The 16602-nt window shown below is 67.9% G+C and carries 11 protein-coding genes, 1 other RNA gene and 1 pseudogene; 8 read left to right on the top strand and 5 right to left on the bottom strand.

From position 1 onward, the window contains the following. Positions 1 to 52 precede the first annotated feature (52 nt). Positions 53 to 745, bottom strand: coding sequence for an REP-associated tyrosine transposase (locus R0D99_RS03390; protein WP_317749975.1), 693 nt, complete (start codon positions 743 to 745; stop codon positions 53 to 55). Positions 746 to 924: 179 nt separating this feature from the next. On the opposite strand from R0D99_RS03390, the gene R0D99_RS03385 reads away from it, so the two are divergent. The 4 genes and pseudogenes from R0D99_RS03385 to R0D99_RS03370 all read left to right on the top strand — a co-directional run bounded on the left by R0D99_RS03385 (position 925) and on the right by R0D99_RS03370 (position 6308). Next, on the top strand, positions 925 to 1734 hold the full coding sequence (locus R0D99_RS03385; RefSeq protein WP_317749973.1) for a mechanosensitive ion channel family protein: 810 nt from the start codon (positions 925 to 927) through the stop codon (positions 1732 to 1734). Positions 1735 to 2006: 272 nt separating this feature from the next. Continuing rightward, a pseudogene (locus R0D99_RS03380) lies at positions 2007 to 3658 on the top strand (MBL fold metallo-hydrolase). Between the two features lie 70 nt (positions 3659 to 3728). Further along, on the top strand, positions 3729 to 4979 hold the full coding sequence (locus tag R0D99_RS03375) for a YjgN family protein (protein WP_317749972.1): 1251 nt from the start codon (positions 3729 to 3731) through the stop codon (positions 4977 to 4979). Positions 4980 to 5135: 156 nt separating this feature from the next. Further along, complete coding sequence (locus R0D99_RS03370) at positions 5136 to 6308, top strand: M48 family metallopeptidase (RefSeq protein ID WP_317749971.1); 1173 nt, start codon at positions 5136 to 5138, stop codon at positions 6306 to 6308. 152 nt (positions 6309 to 6460) lie between these two features. Here R0D99_RS03370 and R0D99_RS03365 read toward each other — a convergent pair whose 3' ends face one another. The 3 genes from R0D99_RS03365 to rnpB all read right to left on the bottom strand — a co-directional run bounded on the left by R0D99_RS03365 (position 6461) and on the right by rnpB (position 9775). Then, positions 6461 to 6982 carry an IPTL-CTERM sorting domain-containing protein gene (locus tag R0D99_RS03365; RefSeq protein WP_317749969.1) on the bottom strand — a complete coding sequence of 174 codons (522 nt, stop codon included), beginning with the start codon at positions 6980 to 6982 and terminating at the stop codon, positions 6461 to 6463. Between the two features lie 330 nt (positions 6983 to 7312). Then, entirely contained in the window at positions 7313 to 9148 is a 1836-nt protein-coding gene (locus tag R0D99_RS03360; RefSeq protein ID WP_317749968.1) for an IPTL-CTERM sorting domain-containing protein, read from the bottom strand. 308 nt (positions 9149 to 9456) lie between these two features. Continuing rightward, an RNA gene (gene rnpB, locus R0D99_RS03355) (RNase P RNA component class A) lies at positions 9457 to 9775 on the bottom strand. A 92-nt stretch (positions 9776 to 9867) separates the two neighbouring features. Here rnpB and cysK point away from each other — a divergent pair. Together cysK and R0D99_RS03345 are read left to right on the top strand one after the other, a co-directional pair. After that, positions 9868 to 10782, top strand: coding sequence for a cysteine synthase A (cysK, locus tag R0D99_RS03350; protein ID WP_317749967.1), 915 nt, complete (start codon positions 9868 to 9870; stop codon positions 10780 to 10782). A gap of 50 nt (positions 10783 to 10832) precedes the next feature. Beyond that, on the top strand, positions 10833 to 12563 hold the full coding sequence (locus R0D99_RS03345) for an NAD(P)/FAD-dependent oxidoreductase (RefSeq protein WP_317749966.1): 1731 nt from the start codon (positions 10833 to 10835) through the stop codon (positions 12561 to 12563). 88 nt (positions 12564 to 12651) lie between these two features. Here the strand turns inward: R0D99_RS03345 and htpX are convergent, their stop codons facing one another. Then, positions 12652 to 13521 carry a protease HtpX gene (gene htpX, locus R0D99_RS03340; protein WP_317749965.1) on the bottom strand — a complete coding sequence of 290 codons (870 nt, stop codon included), beginning with the start codon at positions 13519 to 13521 and terminating at the stop codon, positions 12652 to 12654. A gap of 186 nt (positions 13522 to 13707) precedes the next feature. On the opposite strand from htpX, the gene argE reads away from it, so the two are divergent. Continuing rightward, on the top strand, positions 13708 to 14859 hold the full coding sequence (argE, locus tag R0D99_RS03335; RefSeq protein ID WP_317749964.1) for an acetylornithine deacetylase: 1152 nt from the start codon (positions 13708 to 13710) through the stop codon (positions 14857 to 14859). A gap of 63 nt (positions 14860 to 14922) precedes the next feature. Beyond that, positions 14923 to 16437 carry an AAA family ATPase gene (locus tag R0D99_RS03330; RefSeq protein WP_317749963.1) on the top strand — a complete coding sequence of 505 codons (1515 nt, stop codon included), beginning with the start codon at positions 14923 to 14925 and terminating at the stop codon, positions 16435 to 16437. Positions 16438 to 16602 lie beyond the last annotated feature (165 nt).

Here is a 16602-nt window from a genome sequence, read left to right as displayed (position 1 = left end):
AAATCAAATTTAATAGCTAAGAAGCTTTGAGGGAAAAGCGCAGCGGCCGCTTTTACTCGGCTTTTCCAACCGGCCTTCCCGCCGCTGCCTTGACCACCCTGCGTTCCGTGCGCCGTTGCAGGTCGGCAATGAAGGCGTCGCTGCCCAGCGCCCAGCCGCTGTGCGCCGCGCCGGCAATCGCCTGGCGGGTGGTGGGCGCCAGACCGGCGGCCACCAGGTCGGCATACGCCCGCTCGCGGGCGAACGGGGTATTGCCCAGTTGCCAGTACAGCGGGTGGGGCGTCACCAGCGGGTCGTGGCGCAGGCCGACCAGGTGTGCGTGACTCGACCAGCGGTAGTCGGCGGCGGCCGCCACCATGCCGGCGCGCACAGGGTTCAGATCGATGTAGGCCATGCAGGCCAGCAGATAGCGCTCCGCCTCGATCAGCGTGCTGCGGTAGCGCCCTTCCCACAACGTGCCACTGCGACCGTGGCGCCGGTTGAACCAGCGCACGTAAGACCGGCCGACGCCCTGCATCATCAGCGGCAGGCTGTCGGCCGCGTCGGGCGTGACCAGCAGGTGCAGGTGGTTGTCCATCAGCACATAGGCATGCACCGCGACGCCTTGCGCCTGGGCATGCTCGCGCAGCTCGTCCAGCATGCGCTGCCGGTCGTCGGTATCGACAACGATCGGCTGGCGGTTGTTGCCACGCTGGATGACGTGATGCGGGTAGCCAGGAACGGTGAGGCGAGGCAAGCGTGACATGGACAAATCCTGATCTGACCCCGATTTTGCGCGTTCCTCAACCCCGCCGCCGCATAAGAACAAGAACTTTTTTACGCCATCGCCGTGATGAAAGTCACAAGCGCAGCGATGCAAGGTGTGCGCTGGCGCTGCGTCGTGGCACAGTCGCGCGCTGACCTTTTCAATGGCGGAGGACGACCATGAACACCCAAGACATCTGGAACTTCATCACCACGCAGGGCGTGGATTTCGGCATCAAGCTGGCCACGGCCATCATCGCATGGGTCATCGGCCGCTGGCTGATCAACCTGGCCGTGGGCCTGATCGGCAAGGGCTTCGAGCGCGGCGGCAAGATCGACGCCACGCTGGCGCACTACCTCAAGTCCATCATCGCGGTGGTGCTGAACATCGTCCTGATCCTGGCGATCCTGGATATCTTCGGCATCCGCACCACGTCGTTCGCCGCCCTGCTGGCCGGCGCGGGCCTGGCGATTGGCGCGGCCTGGAGCGGCATGCTGGGCAACTTTGCCGCCGGCGTGTTCATGCAGGTGCTGCGGCCGTACAAGGTGGGCGACTTCATCCAGGCCGGCGGCGTGACCGGCACGGTGAAGGAACTGGGCCTGTTCGGCACCACCATCGTCACGCCCGACAACGTGACCACCATCGTCGGCAACGGCAAGGTGTTCGGCGACAACATCCAGAACTACAGCGCCCTGCCCGTGCGCCGCGTCGACTGCGTGGCCAAGGTCGCCAACAGCGTGAACCCGATGGACGCCATCGCGCGCCTGAAGCCCGTGCTGGCCGCCATCCCCAACGTGGCGCAGGACCCGGCGCCGGAAGTCGACATCCTGGAATTCACGCCCGAAGGCCCCAAGCTGGCGGTGCGCCCTTATACGCACACCGACCACTACTGGCAGGTCTACTTCGACACCAACAGGGCCATCGTCGAGACCTTCGGCTCAGCGGGCTACCCGGTGCCGGAGACGCCGGTGGTGCATCGGAATATTTGACCCCCCCTGTGGCGCCTGCGGCGCCTTCCCCCCAGAGGGGGGACGCACCCAGTGGCCGGCGCAGGTCCGGCCACGGGTGCTCTGGCATGGCCTGCTCCGCGGCCTTTGGAGGGAAACGGGGGCCGCGACCACCGGCAAGGTCGCAGCAGTCCAGAAGCCAAAATCTGAACCAAATCAGCGGCTGGCGCTTATAGGACAAGCGCCAGCCGCTCTGTTTTTTATAGTGATTGCCGGTGACAGCGCCGGGCGCCGGGCGATCCCATAATCGGCGCATGCCCCGATCCAGCCAGCTTTTGCACCCGCAGCGTGATCCCGCGCCCCCCCCTTGCCCGCCGCCACCGTGCTGCTGCTGCGCGACGGCGCTCAAGGCGTCGAGGTGCTGATGACGCGGCGCTCGCTCACCGCCAGCTTCGCGCCCGGCGCCTATGTCTTCCCCGGCGGCGGCATTGACGCGGCGGACGCGCAGGCGCATCCGCACGCCACGCGCCGCCCGACCCAGGGCGACACCCACCTGACGCAGGCCATCGCCGCCATCCGCGAAAGCTTTGAAGAGCTGGGCGTGCTGCTGGCGCGCCACGCCGACGGCACGCCGGCCGGCGCTAACGACATCGCCGCGCTCGACCGCCACGCGCCCTTCGTGCCGCAGTGCACCGCGCGCGGCCTTCGGCTGGCCGCGGCCGACGTGTACGTGCTGGCGCACTGGATCACCGACCGCGACCTGCCGCGCCGCTTCGACGTGCCCTTTCTCGTGGCGCGCATGCCTGAAGGCCAGACCCCGGTGGCCGACGAGGCCGAGCAGTTCGAGCCCGTGTGGGTGCGCCCGGCCGACGCGCTGGCGCGGCACGAGGCAGGGCAGTTCTTCATCATCTTCCCCACCATCCGCACGCTGCAGCGGCTGAAGGACTACCCCAGCGTCGACGCCGTCATCGCCGCCTGCGCCAGCGAACAGCCGCTGTGGACCAGTTGCCCCCGCGCCGGCTGGCTGGCCGGCAAGGACGCGCGCTACATGGAGCACGAAGCGCCCTTCGGCGAGCTGGAACTGGTCAGCCCCGATGGCCAGCAGCTGCACACGCTGGACTGGCAGACCGACCAGCCGGTGCAGCTGCTGAAGAACGTGCAGCGCCTGACCGCGCCCAACCCCGGCTTCATGACCGGCCCCGGCACCAACAGCTACCTGGTGGGCGACCCGCGCACCGGCTACGTCGCCATCGACCCCGGCCCCGCCGACGCGGCGCACATCGAGCGCCTGTGGCGCGCGGCGGGCGGGCAGATCAGGTACATCGTCTGCACGCATTCGCACGCCGACCATTCGCCCGGCGCCCAGCCGCTGCAGGCGCTGTGCACGCCGCCGCCACCCATCCTGGGCCTGCCTTCGCAGCCCACGGCGCGCGCCAACAGCCAGTTCATGCCCGACCGTGCGCTACAAAATGATGAGCTGCTCACGCTGACTGGGCAAGCGCCAGAAGGCGAAATTACCCACACCCTGCGCGTCATCCACACGCCCGGCCACGCCGCCAACCACCTGTGCCTGATGCTGCAGGAAGACGGCCTGCTGTTTTCGGGCGACCACATCCTGAACGGCAGCACCACCGTCATCGACCCGCCCGACGGCGACATGACGGCCTACCTCGATTCGCTGGACAAGCTGGACGCTGCCTGCGCCGAACACGGCGCCGATTTCATCCTGCCCGCCCACGGCCACGTGCTGGGCAGCGCGCGCCAGGTCATCGCGCAGCTCAAGAAGCACCGCCTCGCGCGCGAAGCCAAGGTGCTGGCCGTGATGCAGGCACACCCCGACGGCACGCTGGACGACTGGGTCGCCAAGGCCTACGACGATGTGCCCCCGCGCGTCTGGCCGGTGGCCAAGCGCTCACTGCTGGCGCACGTCGAGCGGCTGCAGGCCGCGCAGCCGGGCAACGACTGACGCGCGCGCGGCGGGTCGGCGGCCGGTGGCTACACTGCGCAGCCAGGCCCACGCACCCCATCCACGCATCATGGCGACCACCGCCGACCGACCGCCGACCGCGCACGCGCTGCCGCCCGGCATCCACGCGCACCGGACCCTGTTCACCGGCTCGGGCCGCGAGTATTTCCGCGTCTGGATCGTCAACGTGCTGCTGTCCATCGTCACGCTGGGCCTGTACACGCCCTGGGCGCGGCGGCGCACAGCGCAGTACTTTTACAGCCACACGCAGGTGGCCGGCAGCCCGCTGGAGTTCGTGGCCGAGCAGCGGCGCATGGTGTTCGGGTTTCTGGCGTTTGCAGGCCTGTACCTGTCGTATCAGCTGGCGGTTGAAACGGGTCAGCAGCTCGCGGCCAGCCTGCTGATGTTCGGCTTTGCGCTGCTGGCGCCGTTTCTGTGGGCCAGTGCCATGCGCTTTAGGCTGGGTGCCACGCGCTGGCGCGGCATACGGCTGGCCTTCACCGCGAAATGGAAAGAGGTGTACGTCGCCAGCTGGCCGGCGTTTGCCATCGCCGCGCTGTGGACAGTGCTGTTCTTCGCCGCCGCGGCGCTGTCGCCCGCCATGCCCACCGGCATTGCCGAGCAGCCGGGCAGCGTGACGCCACTGCCCGCGCTGGGCCGCGCCACGCTGGGGCTGATGGCGCTGGGCGCGGTGCTGACGCTGCTGTGCGTGATCCGGCTGGAATTCAACTACCGCCGCCTGCTGGTGGCGCGCGCGCGCATCGGCGGGCAGGTGGGCCACTGGAAGCCGCGCTACGCCGACTTCGTGCGCGTGTGGCTGGCCACGGCGGGCTTCTTTCTGCTGACGGTGCTGCTGCTCGCGCTGGCAGGAGCGGCGGTCACGGGCGGGTCGGCCGCCGTGCTGCGCAGGACGATGGGCGACGCCGGCAGCCTGGGCGGCATGCTGTTGCTGGCCCTGCTGGCGCTGTTGGGCGTGCTGCTGGCGGCCGTGCTGGCCAGCGTGCCGGCGCGCGCCTACCGCGAGGCGCGCCTGTTTCAGCTGGTGTGGAACAACGTCGGCATCAGCCAGATCGCGCGCAGCAAGACCGACCTGCGCACCGCCGGCTACGTGTGGCTGCGCACCAGGAATCTGCTGCTGACGCTGCTGACCTTCGGCTTTTACCGGCCGTTCGCCCTGGTCAGCGAATACGCGGCCAAGGTGCGGTCGGTCACGCTGTACCTCAAGGGCGGCACCGACCAGCTGGCCGGCGAACTGGTCAAGCAGCAAGGCGCGTTTGGCGATGCGGCGGCGGACATGCTGGGACTGGATGTGATCGGATGATGAGGTCCAGTCCTAGCCTCCACGCGCTGCGCGCTGTTGCGCCACCCCCCTCGCCGGGGGCGCACCCAGCCGCCGGGCCAAGCCCGCGCCGCGGGTGTCCCCGCGTGGCCTGCTCCGCGGCCTTCGGTTGCGCCATGGCCGTTGTGCCGCGCTGACATGCGTCCAACTGAACAGCCCGAGCCCCTTTCCGCCCAATGGTTCGACGGGCGCAGTTCGCGCGCGCGGCCGGCGAGGGTGCGGCTGCTGCCCGACCCCGACGGCACGCGCCTGCAGCTGCGTGCGCTCGACGGCGCGGGCGAGGCGCTGGACCTGACCTCGCATCAGGTCGGCTGGCCCGAGCGCTGGGGCACGCGCCAGCCACCGCCCCGCGTGATGGTCGACCTGCGCGCGCATGGCAGCCTGCAGGTCGACGACGTCGCCGGCTGGCAGGCCGCGCTGGCCCAGGCGGGCCACCGGCCTTCGCTGGCCGAACGCATGCAGACGAAGTGGAAGGTGCTGCTGGCCGTGCTGCTGATGGCCGGCATCGGCGTGTGGGCCTTCTACCGCTGGGGCACACCCTGGGCCGCCACACAGATCACGCGCCACGTACCGCTGCGCTGGGAGCAGGCGCTGACCGCGCAGGCCCTGCAGGAGCTGGACGGCAGCCACCTGAAGCCCAGCCAGCTGCCGCCCGAGCGCCAGGCCGAGCTGCGTGCCGGCTTCGACCGGCTGGCCGCGCTGGTCGGCCCCGGCCTGCAGCGCTACCCCGGCTACCGGCCGCCGCTCAAGCTCGAATTCCGCTCCGGCATGCCGCCCAACGCCTTCGCCCTGCCCGGCGGCACGGTGGTGATGACCGATGCCATGGTCGAGCAGGCGCGCGCCATCCCCGGCACCGGCGACGACGCGCTGTGGGGCGTGCTGGCGCACGAAATCGGCCACGTGCAGCACCGCCACACCACGCGCATGGTGGTCGAGCAGGGCGTGCTCAACATCGGCCTGGGCCTGGCGCTGGGTGACGTGTCGACGCTGGTGTCCACCGGCGCTTCGCTGCTGACCGGGCTGGCCTACCGGCGCGGCCACGAGACCGAATCCGACTGCTACGCCATCGCCATGATGAAGAAAGCCGGCCTGCCCACCGCGCCCATGGCGGACTTGCTGCTGGGCATCGAGCGGCAGATGGCCGAAAAGATGCGCCCGGGCGGCGACAGGCCCGGCGCCAGCGCCCCGGCCGAGCCATCGAAGCCCGCAGCGCGCGAGCGTGACCTCGACTGGTTCAGCACCCACCCAGACACCGCGGGGCGCGCAGAGGCGCTCAGATCTGGCCGTCCGACCGGCTGCCCGGCAACCTAGAATTCGCTATCTATTTTGAAGCAAGTCGCGCTTTCTTCAATGAGCACTGGCGCCGTTTTTGACTTCAAGTTTTGAGCGTACAACACGACAAACGCCGTGGCTCAGGCGCCAACCATCGTCCGCACGCTCGACCGGTGCGGCTGACGTGATCGCTACCGGCGCTGCAGTCGACGCACGCCCAATCCCGCGGCCAGCACACCCAGCAGCAACAGGCTCCACGCGCTCAGCGCGGGCACGGCCGCTTGTGTCAGGAGCACCAAATCCAGTATGGATTCCTTCTGAATGTTGTAGTCGGCGAGCGTGCGGCCTTCTTCCAGTTGCTTGCCCGCAAAAAACAATCCCTGCTGATCAGGCGGGATGCCCTGCTTGTCCTGTATCTTGGCCTTCACGTTTTCAATCGTGTCGTTGGCCTCGACTTCCAGGGTGATGGTTTTGCCGGTGGGGGTTCTCACAAAAATCTGCATAGCCGAGGCAGTGCTCACAACCCCCAGCACCAGCCACAGAAGAATCAGTCCAGATCGGCATGCTTTGATGAGGCTTCGGTGAGTAAACAGGATCGATCCCGTGCTGGAAGCGCATCCAGCATAGCCACTCGTCACAATTTGTATGGCGCCCGAACTTGGCAAAAAAATGCGCTGAATCGCGCGCCAATCACCTGCTTTACGGTCAGCCAAGAAGACACGCGATTCACCCATAAAGGGCCCCTCAGCGCACCTGCTGAACCGCCCGCGCGCCGACTGGTTCAGCCCTCTGCGACCGTGGCGCGTGCTGCACACTTGGGGCGGGAAGGCGCCGGACCGCAAGCTGCAGCCGGGCTGAGCGATGGCGTTACGGGCTGGCACGATGGTGGTGAAGCAGCTTCAAGCTTAACGTGGCTATATCTGGCCTCGCATCTGGGCCGATAGCGCACTTGTTCAAAGCAACTGCACGCGCCCGCCCATCGCTTGGATGGTCAAGCGGGCGCCCGTCACGGCCGGCGAGCGCCCTGGCCCCTGGCCCGTTGCTTAGAGTCGCCGCAGGCGCCGCGCGCCCAAGCCAGCCGCCAGCAGACCCATCAGCATCAGGCCCCACTCGCTGAGCGTCGGAATGGCCGTGGGCGCAGGCACGATCACCACGTCTTGTGTGACCTGCGGGGCATCCAGATAGTTGCTATCGCCCGCCTGATCGGCCGCGAGCGTGCAGGTGCCGGGCTTCAGCATGCTGACCGTGGTGCCGCTCACAGTGCACACAAGCGGCGTGAGCGAACTGTACGCGATGGCGCTGCCCGAATTGGGGCTTGCACTGGTGGCCACCGGGTTGATGCTGAACGTGCCGCCGTCAACGAATGTCCGGCGCGCCGGGGTCTGCGCGGGGAACGTGAGCGTCTGCGCCGCCTTGGCGATGGTCACGTTCTGCGCGACCGGCGTGGCAGCGTTGTAGTTGCCATCGCCGGCCTGGCTGGCGGTGATCGTGCAGGTGCCGGCACCGACGATGTTGACCGTGGTGCCAGAGCCCAGCGTGCACACCGTGTTCGGGCTCACAGCGTAGCTGACCGCCAGGCCGCTGGAGGCGGTGGCCACCGGACTGATGTTGAACGTGCCACCGGGCGAGTAGGTCTGGCCAGGCTGTGCACCGAAGGTGATGCTCTGGTTGGCCTTGGCGATGGTCACGTTCTGCGTGACCGACGCGGCAGCGTTGTAATTGGCGTTGCCGGCCTGGCTGGCGGTGATCACGCAGGTGCCGGCACCGACGATGTTGACCGTGGTGCCAGAGCCCAGCGTGCACACCGTGTTCGGGCTCACAGCGTAGCTGACCGCCAGGCCGCTGGAGGCGGTGGCCACCGGACTGATGTTGAACGTGCCACCGGGCGAGTAGGTCTGGCCAGGCTGTGCACCGAAGGTGATGCTCTGGTTGGCCTTGGCGATGGTCACGTTCTGCGTGACCGACGCGGCAGCGTTGTAATTGGCGTTGCCGGCCTGGCTGGCAGTGATCGCGCAGGTGCCGGCACCGACGATGTTGACCGTGGTGCCAGAGCCCAGCGTGCACACCGTGTTCGGGCTCACAGCGTAGCTGACCGCCAGGCCGCTGGAGGCGGTGGCCACCGGACTGATGTTGAACGTGCCACCGGGCGAGTAGGTCTGGCCAGACTGTGTATTGAAGGTGATGGTCTGGTTGGCCTTGGCGAAGGTCAGCGTCAAGACCGCGCTTGTAACGCGTCCGGTATCCCCTGGCGCCAGGTCATATGCCTGCAGACTCCAATTACCATTGATTTGTGCCACGTTCAGGCCTGAGAACGCCGCCAGCAGATTGGTGGCCGCGCTGCTGCCTGACCCGGTGGTCCGATAATTGCCACCGGGTATAACGGCGCCAGGGCTAACACCAGCCGCCGCAGCCCAAATATCTCCAGCGCCGACGAAGTTTTCGTCGACAAAGGTGTAGGCTGTGCGGTATTCGGAATCGTCGCCAAAACCAGAAGAAGTCCGGCCAATTCTGTTCACCAAATCAAACCCCGTGCCATTGGGCGCCACCAGGCGCAGCCGCACATCACCCGCGTAGGTGTGGGTCAGGCCCACCGCCACGCTGATGCTGGCAAGAGTGCCTGTGGCGCCGCTGACGTTGAATGTGCGGCTTACGCCTGTGGTGTCGTTGTTCGGGATGGCAGCGGGAAATGACCCCACGGCCGTAAAGCTGGCGGCGTGCGCGGGAAAGCTTGCTGCCAGCACAAGCGCGAGCAGCCAGGACACCGGGCGCGCCAGCGCGGCACGCACACCCGTCAGCATCTTGCTGTGGCCCCGCGATGTGCCGGGCAGATGAATCGCGCAAAAAACGCGGCCTAGTAGACGCAAAACAACGGCTTGCATATGGTGTTCACCCCCGGTTTGAGCTTTTGGCACAAGCGCCGATCCAAAAAATTCCGCCTTGCGCAAAACAAGTGGATAGCGGTGAAATGTAACGAAATTGGGTTAAATCTACGTTACTTTTTTAAGGCTTGGTTGCAATTATGCAACATGACGAGGCCGCAGCTGAGCCACGATTGGGCCCAAGGTTGACATCGGCCCTGTAGCGGTGCTGCCATGTGACCATGGCTGGGTCCCGATTGGACTGGCGCGCCCGCCAGCCCAATGTTCACATTGAGCCAAACCGGTGCGCAGGTATGGCCTGAAAAAAGGTGTGAAGCCCGCCGATACGCCGGATTCTGTGCGCCGCGGTTGCCCGCAACGTGACCGCCATCAATCTGGGCCGGGGGTCGCCCACCCGGCTCGGTGCCACCTACCCGCCAGCTCCTCGGGTCAAGTCAACGCTGGCCTACTTGGTGTTGCTGCGCGCAGAGATTGCCCGTTTCACCCGAACTCAATCGGCTCGTCTCTGTTGCTCTGATCCTCACCTCACGGTGGAGAGCCGTTAGCTCCTGCGCTGCCCTGTGCAGTCCGGACGTTCCTCCAGTGCGCTCTTTCGAGACTTGCACCAGCGGCGGCCTGGCGGGCTTCACGGGGTGAATTATCCGCGCATATCCATATGCGCGTTCGCGTCGAAGGCTTGCGCCAGAATGCGCCATCGACACCGCAACCCGGAGACCCGCATGAAAGCCAACAACATTCTCGAGACCATAGGTCGCACGCCGCACGTGCGCATCAACCGCCTCTTTGGCGAAGGCGCCAACGTGTGGGTCAAGTGCGAGCGCGCCAACCCCGGCGGCTCGATCAAGGACCGCATTGCGCTGGGCATGATCGAAGCGGCCGAAAAAGCCGGCCAGCTGAAGCCCGGCGGCACCATCATCGAGCCGACCAGCGGCAACACCGGCGTCGGCCTGGCCATGGTGGCGGCCGTCAAGGGCTACAAGATGATCCTGGTCATGCCCGACAGCATGAGCGTGGAGCGCCGCCGCCTGATGCTGGCCTATGGCGCCACGTTCGACCTGACGCCCAAGGAAAAAGGCATGAAGGGCGCCATCGCCCGCGCCGAAGAGCTGGCCGCGCAAACGCCCGGCGCCTGGATTCCGCAGCAGTTCGAAAACCCCGCCAACATCGCCGCGCACGAAGCCACGGCGGCCGAGATCGCGGCCGATTTCCCGGACGGGCTGGACGTGCTGATCACCGGCGTCGGCACCGGCGGCCACATCACAGGCTGCGCGCGCGCGCTGAAGGCGAAATGGCCGAATTTGAAGGTATTTGCCGTCGAGCCGACGCAGTCGCCCGTCATCAGCGGTGGCGCGCCCGCGTCGCACCCCATCCAGGGCATCGGCGCCGGCTTCATCCCCAAGAACCTGGACACCGGCGTGCTGGACGGCGTGATCCAGGTCGAAGCCGAGGCCGCACGCGAATACGGCCGGCGCAGCGCGCGCGAAGAAGGCATCCTGGTCGGCATCAGCAGCGGCGCCACGCTGGCGGCGATTGCGCAGAAGCTGCCCGAGTTGCCCACGGGCACGCGCGTGCTGGGCTTCAACTACGACACGGGCGAGCGCTATCTGTCGGTCGAGGGGTATCTGCCGGCGTGATCGCGCGCGGAGGATGGCTATCATGGCCTTTTGCTTGATCGCCACAAGCCATGATCCGCCTCTCCGAACTCCGCCTGCCGCTGGCGCAGGCCGAAGCGCCTGACAGCGCGCTGCGCGCCGCCGCGGCGCACAAACTCCAGTTGCCCGAAGCCGCCATCGCGCGGCTCACCGTCTTCAAACGCAGCTTCGACGCGCGCAAGGCCGATCTGCTGGCGGTGTACATCGTCGATGTCGAACTGGCCGATTCCGCGAGCGAGGCGGATCTGCTGGCGCGCTTTGACAAAGACCCGCACGTGCAGCCCACGCCCGACATGGCGTGGCGTGCGCCCGTCACCGCACCGCCGGGCTGGAGCGGCGAGCGTCCCGTGGTCGTCGGCTTCGGCCCCTGCGGCATCTTTGCCGCGCTGGTGCTGGCGCAGATGGGGCTGAAACCCATCGTGCTGGAGCGCGGCAAGCCGGTGCGCGAGCGCACGCAGGACACCTGGGGCCTGTGGCGGCGCAGCCAGTTGAACGCCGAAAGCAACGTGCAGTTCGGCGAAGGCGGTGCCGGCCTGTTCAGCGACGGCAAGCTGTACAGCCAGGTGCGCGACCCGCGCCATCTGGGGCGCAAGGTGATGCAGGAGTTTGTCGACGCCGGCGCGCCAGAAGAAATCCTTTACGTCGCACACCCGCACGTCGGCACCTTCAAGCTGGTGAAGGTGGTCGAGCACCTGCGCGCGCAGATCACGGCGCTGGGCGGCGAGATTCGTTTTCAGCAGCGCGTGGTCGATGTGCTATTGAATCAGGAGCTGTCTGCGCAGTCCCTGCAAGCGCTGGAGGTCGAAAACCTTCAGAACGGCGAGCGCTACCGGCTGCCCGCGCGCCACGTCGTCCTGGCGCTGGGCCATTCGTCGCGCGACAGCTTCGAGATGCTGTACCGCCGCGGCGTGGACATGGTGGCCAAGCCGTTTTCGATTGGCGTGCGCATCGAGCACCCGCAAGGCCTGATCGACCGCGCGCGCTGGGGCCGCCACGCCGGCCACCCGCTGCTGGGCGCGGCCGACTACAAGCTGGTGCACCACGCGGCCAACGGGCGCACGGTCTACAGCTTCTGCATGTGCCCCGGCGGCACGGTGGTGGCGGCCACCAGCGAGCCGGGCCGCGTGGTCACCAACGGCATGAGCCAGTACAGCCGCAACGAGCGCAACGCCAACGCCGGCATGGTGGTCGGCATCGACCCGGCCGACTACCCGCGCGCGCCGCAGGACTTCATCGACGCCTTTGGCGACACGCTGGGCGCCGAGCGGCTGGCCGAGGGCCAAGTGCACCCGCTGGCGGGCATCGTGCTGCAGCGCCAGCTGGAAGCGGCCGCCTACCGGCTGGGCGGCGCCAGCTACGCCGCCCCGGCGCAGCGCGTGGGCGACTTCCTGGCGCGGCGGCCGTCGACCGCGCCGGGCGAGGTCGAGCCGTCTTACAAGCCCGGCGTGCACTGGACCGACCTGCACGCCGCGCTGCCCGACTTCGTGACCGAGGCCATGCGCGAAGCGCTACCGGCCTTCGCGCGCAAGATCCGCGGCTACGACACGCCCGACGCCGTGCTGACGGGCGTCGAGACGCGCACCTCGTCGCCCGTGCACATTGGCCGCGGCGATGACCTTCAGAGCCTGAACGTGCGCGGCCTGTACCCCGCCGGCGAAGGCGCGGGCTACGCCGGCGGCATCCTTTCGGCGGGCATCGACGGCATCAAGGTGGGCGAGGCGGTGGCGCGGGCAGTGCTGGGCGCAGATTCCGGCGGCGCATAAAAAAAACCGCAGCGCCTTTCGGTCGCTGCGGTTTTTATAGCTGCCTGCGATTGATGGACAAGCGCAGGCGGCACTTTTTACCTCAATCTCAGCCCTGCTGCGCCTTCAGCGCGGCGATGCGCTCTTCCATCGGCGGGTGGGTGGCGAACAGCTTGCCGATGTTGCCGACGATGGCCATGGTCTGCAGGTTCTTGGGCATGTCCTGGCCTTCGGCGTGCATGTTGCCCAGGCGCGCCAGGGCGTTGATCATGTTGCGCGGGCTGCCCATCATCTGGGCCGAGCCGCGGTCGGCGCGGAATTCGCGCTGGCGCGAGAACCAGGCCACGATGATGCCGGCCAGGAAGCCGAACAGGATATCGAGCACCACCGTGGTCACGAAGTAGCCGACACCGGGGCCGCTGCGGTTTTCGCCGCGGCTGAGCGCGTTGTCGACGATGGAGCCGACCACGCGGCTGGCGAACACCACAAAGGTGTTCATCACGCCCTGGATCAGCGCCATGGTCACCATGTCGCCGTTGGCGATGTGCGCCACTTCGTGGCCGATGACGGCCTCGACCTCTTCGCGCGTCATGCCGCGCAGGAGGCCGGTGGAAACGGCCACCAGCGCCGAATTCTTGAACGCGCCGGTGGCGAAGGCGTTGGCGTCGCCCTCGTAGATGGCGACTTCGGGCATGCCGATCTTGGCCTGGTCGGCGAACCGGCGCACGGTCTCGACGATCCAGGCTTCGTCGGCATTCTCCGGCTGGTTGATGACCTTCAGCCCCATGGTCATCTTGGCCATGGACTTGCTCATCAGCAGCGAGATGATGGAGCCGGTAAAGCCCACCACCAGCGCGTAGATCATCAGCTGGCCGGTATTGGTGCCGGTATAGCGGCCCAGCCCGAACAGGCTGGACACGAGCCCGACCACGGCCATGACGGCGATGTTGGTCAGGACGAACAGGAGGATGCGCTTCATCGGGTTCCCTCGGTGAAAAGTGCGTTTTTGGGCGGGTTGGCCGGGCAACCCTTGCATGTTGCCTACAAAGTACGCGCGATTGGAGCATATTCAAGCCCCCGCGGTTCCCGCCTGATCGGCAAAAAGCGGCTCTTATTTTGCGCAGCTGGCCCTAAACTGGCCCTTTGCCACCCTGCTGCCACCGCCATGAACACCCTCGCCTGGCTCGACCGCCTGACGGCCATCGACACCACCAGCCGCAACTCCAACCTCGGCCTGATCGAGACCGTGCGCGACGCGCTCAGGGGCCACGGGCTCGATCCGTGGCTCAACCTGAACGCCGAAGGCACCAAGGCCAACCTGTTCTGCACCCTGCCGGCGCAGGACGGTGCCACCCAGGGCGGCATCGCCCTGTCGGGCCACACCGACGTGGTGCCCGTGGACGGCCAGAACTGGGCCACCGACCCCTTCAAGCTGACCGAAAAAGACGGCAAGCTGTACGCGCGCGGCAGTTGCGACATGAAGGGCTTCATCGCCACCGCGCTGGCGCTGGTGCCCGACTTCATGGCGCAGCCGCGCAGCAAGCCGCTGCACCTGGCGCTGTCGTACGACGAAGAGGTGTTCTGCCTGGGCGCGCCCTTTCTGCTGGCCGAACTGCGCGAGCGCGGCATCCGCGTCGACGGCTGCGTGGTGGGCGAGCCGACGTCGATGAAGCCGGTGGTGGCGCACAAGGGGCTCAACCTGTACCGCTGCCGGGTGCACGGCAGGGCGGCGCATTCGTCGCTGACGCCGCAGGGCTGCAACGCCATCGAATACGCGGCGCGGCTGATCTGCCACATCCGCGACCTGGCCGACGCCTGGCGCGCCGAAGGGCCGTTTGACGAGCACTACGACGTGCCCTACACCACCATCACCACCAACCAGATCAGCGGCGGCATCGCGGTCAACACCATTCCTGAGGCGTGCGAGTTCAGCTACGAATTCCGCAACCTGCCGCTGCAGCCGTGGGAAGGCATCCAGCAGCGCATCGAGCGCTATGTGCAAGACGATTTGCTGCCCCGCATGCAGCGCGAATTTCCCGCCGCGCGCATCGACATCGAACGCGCCTCGGGCGCGCCGGGGCTGGAAGCCAGCGAGCAGGCCGCCATCACGCAACTGGTGCGCGCACTGACGCAGGACCAGAGCGTGCGCAAGGTCGCCTACGGCACCGAGGCCGGGCTGTTCCAGGGCATCGGCATCCCCACCGTGGTATGCGGGCCGGGTTCCATCGAGCAGGCGCACAAGCCGGACGAGTTTGTCGAGGCCGACCAGCTGGTGCAGTGCGAGAAGTTCTTGCGCCAACTGGCCGCCACGCTGTGACGAGCCTGCCCCCGGTAGGGCGCCCTTTCCCCTTGGGAGAGGGTTGGGGTGAGGGCTGACCACGTGTCCGCGCCCCTGATCGCCGCCCTGCGCCGCACGCTCGGCGCCGGCACCGAGCTGATCGAAACCCATCTCTCCTGGCTGCTGCTGGCGGGCGACGAGGCCTACAAGCTGAAAAAACCCCTCAAGCTCGATTTCGTCGATTTCGCCAGCCTGGAACAACGCCGCGCCGCCTGCGAAGAAGAGCTGCGCATCAACCGCCGCACCGCGCCGCACCTGTACCTGGGCGTCGTGCCCGTCACCGGACCGCCCGACGCGCCGCAGATCGGCGGCAGCGGCCCGCCGATGGACTGGGCCGTGCACATGCGGCGCTTTCCGGCCGACGCGCTGCTGGCGGGCCGCGCAGCGCGGGGCGAACTGCGCGCCGCCCACATCGACGCGCTGGCGCGCGAGATCGCCGCCTTTCAGGCGCGCAGCGACGTCGCGCCACCGGACAGCCCGTATGGCGATGCGGCCACCCTGGCCCAGCTGGCGCAGGACAATTTCATGCCTCTTTCAGGCCTCCAGCGCTTGTCTGGACAGCGCGAGCAGCTATTGAAATTGCAGCAGTGGACGCAGGCCGAAGCCACGCGCCTGGCCCCGCTGATGGCCGCGCGCCGCGCCGCCGGCCACGTGCGTGAAGGCCACGGCGACCTGCACCTGGGCAACCTGCTGTGGCTGCACGGCCGCCCGGTCCTGTTCGACGCCATCGAGTTCAACCCGCGCCTGCGCTGGATCGACACCGCATGCGACATCGCCTTTCTGTTCATGGACCTGCACGCGCATGGGCTGGCGCCGCTGGCGTGGCGTTTTCTCAACACCTGGCTGGAGCAGACCGGCGACTTCGGCGCCGTCGCGCGGCTGCCGTACGACGCCGTCTACCGCGCCCTGGTGCGTGCCAAGGTGGCGGCGCTGCGCGCGGCGCAGGGTGCCGACGGGGCGGCCGACGAAGCGGCGCGCTACGTCGATCTGGCCACGCGCCTGGCCGCACCGCGCCGCCCCTGGCTGGCGCTGACGATGGGCGTCAGCGGCTCGGGCAAGAGCAGCCAGACGCAGGCGCTGGTCGAGCAGCGCGGGCTGGTGCGCGTGCGCGCCGACGTCGAGCGCAAGCGCCTGTTCGGCCTGGCGCCGCACGTCAGCAGCGCCAGCGTGCCCGGCGGCATCTACGACGAAGCCACCAGCGACCGCGTGTTTGTCCGCTTGGCGGATGTGGCACGCGGCGCGCTGCAGGCCGGCCAGCCGGTGCTGGTCGACGCCACCTTCATTCGTGCAGCGCGCCGCGCGCCCTTCATCGCGCTGGCCGAATCGCTGGGCGTGCCGTGGCGCATCCTGGCCTTCGACGCGCCTGAAGCCGTGCTGCGCGAGCGCGTGCGACAGCGCGAGGCGGCAGGCGGTGACGCGTCCGAAGCGGGCGAGTCGGTGCTGGCCAGCCAGCTGGCCCACCGCGAGCCGCTCATACCGGCCGAGGCCGCGCACGCGCTGGTGATCGACACGCAGGCGCCGGTCGATTGGGCGGCGTGGGACGCGGCGCTGCCTTAAGGCGACGCTGAACAGTCCCCTCGCGGCGCTGGCATCTGTGGATTGGGGCGGTCTGCGGCGTTGCAAGTCCTCGCCATGGTCCACGCCATCGCTGCGGTTTGCACCTGGCAGCCCATCCCCAACCACAGCGCCAGCATCCACGGGGACTTGTTCAGCGTCGCCTTG

The sequence above is a fragment of the Ottowia sp. SB7-C50 genome, from assembly GCF_033110285.1.
Taxonomy (GTDB): Bacteria; Pseudomonadota; Gammaproteobacteria; order Burkholderiales; family Burkholderiaceae_C; genus Ottowia.
Note: the sequence above shows the minus strand (reverse complement) of the source record. Positions and strands in the feature narration are given on the sequence as shown.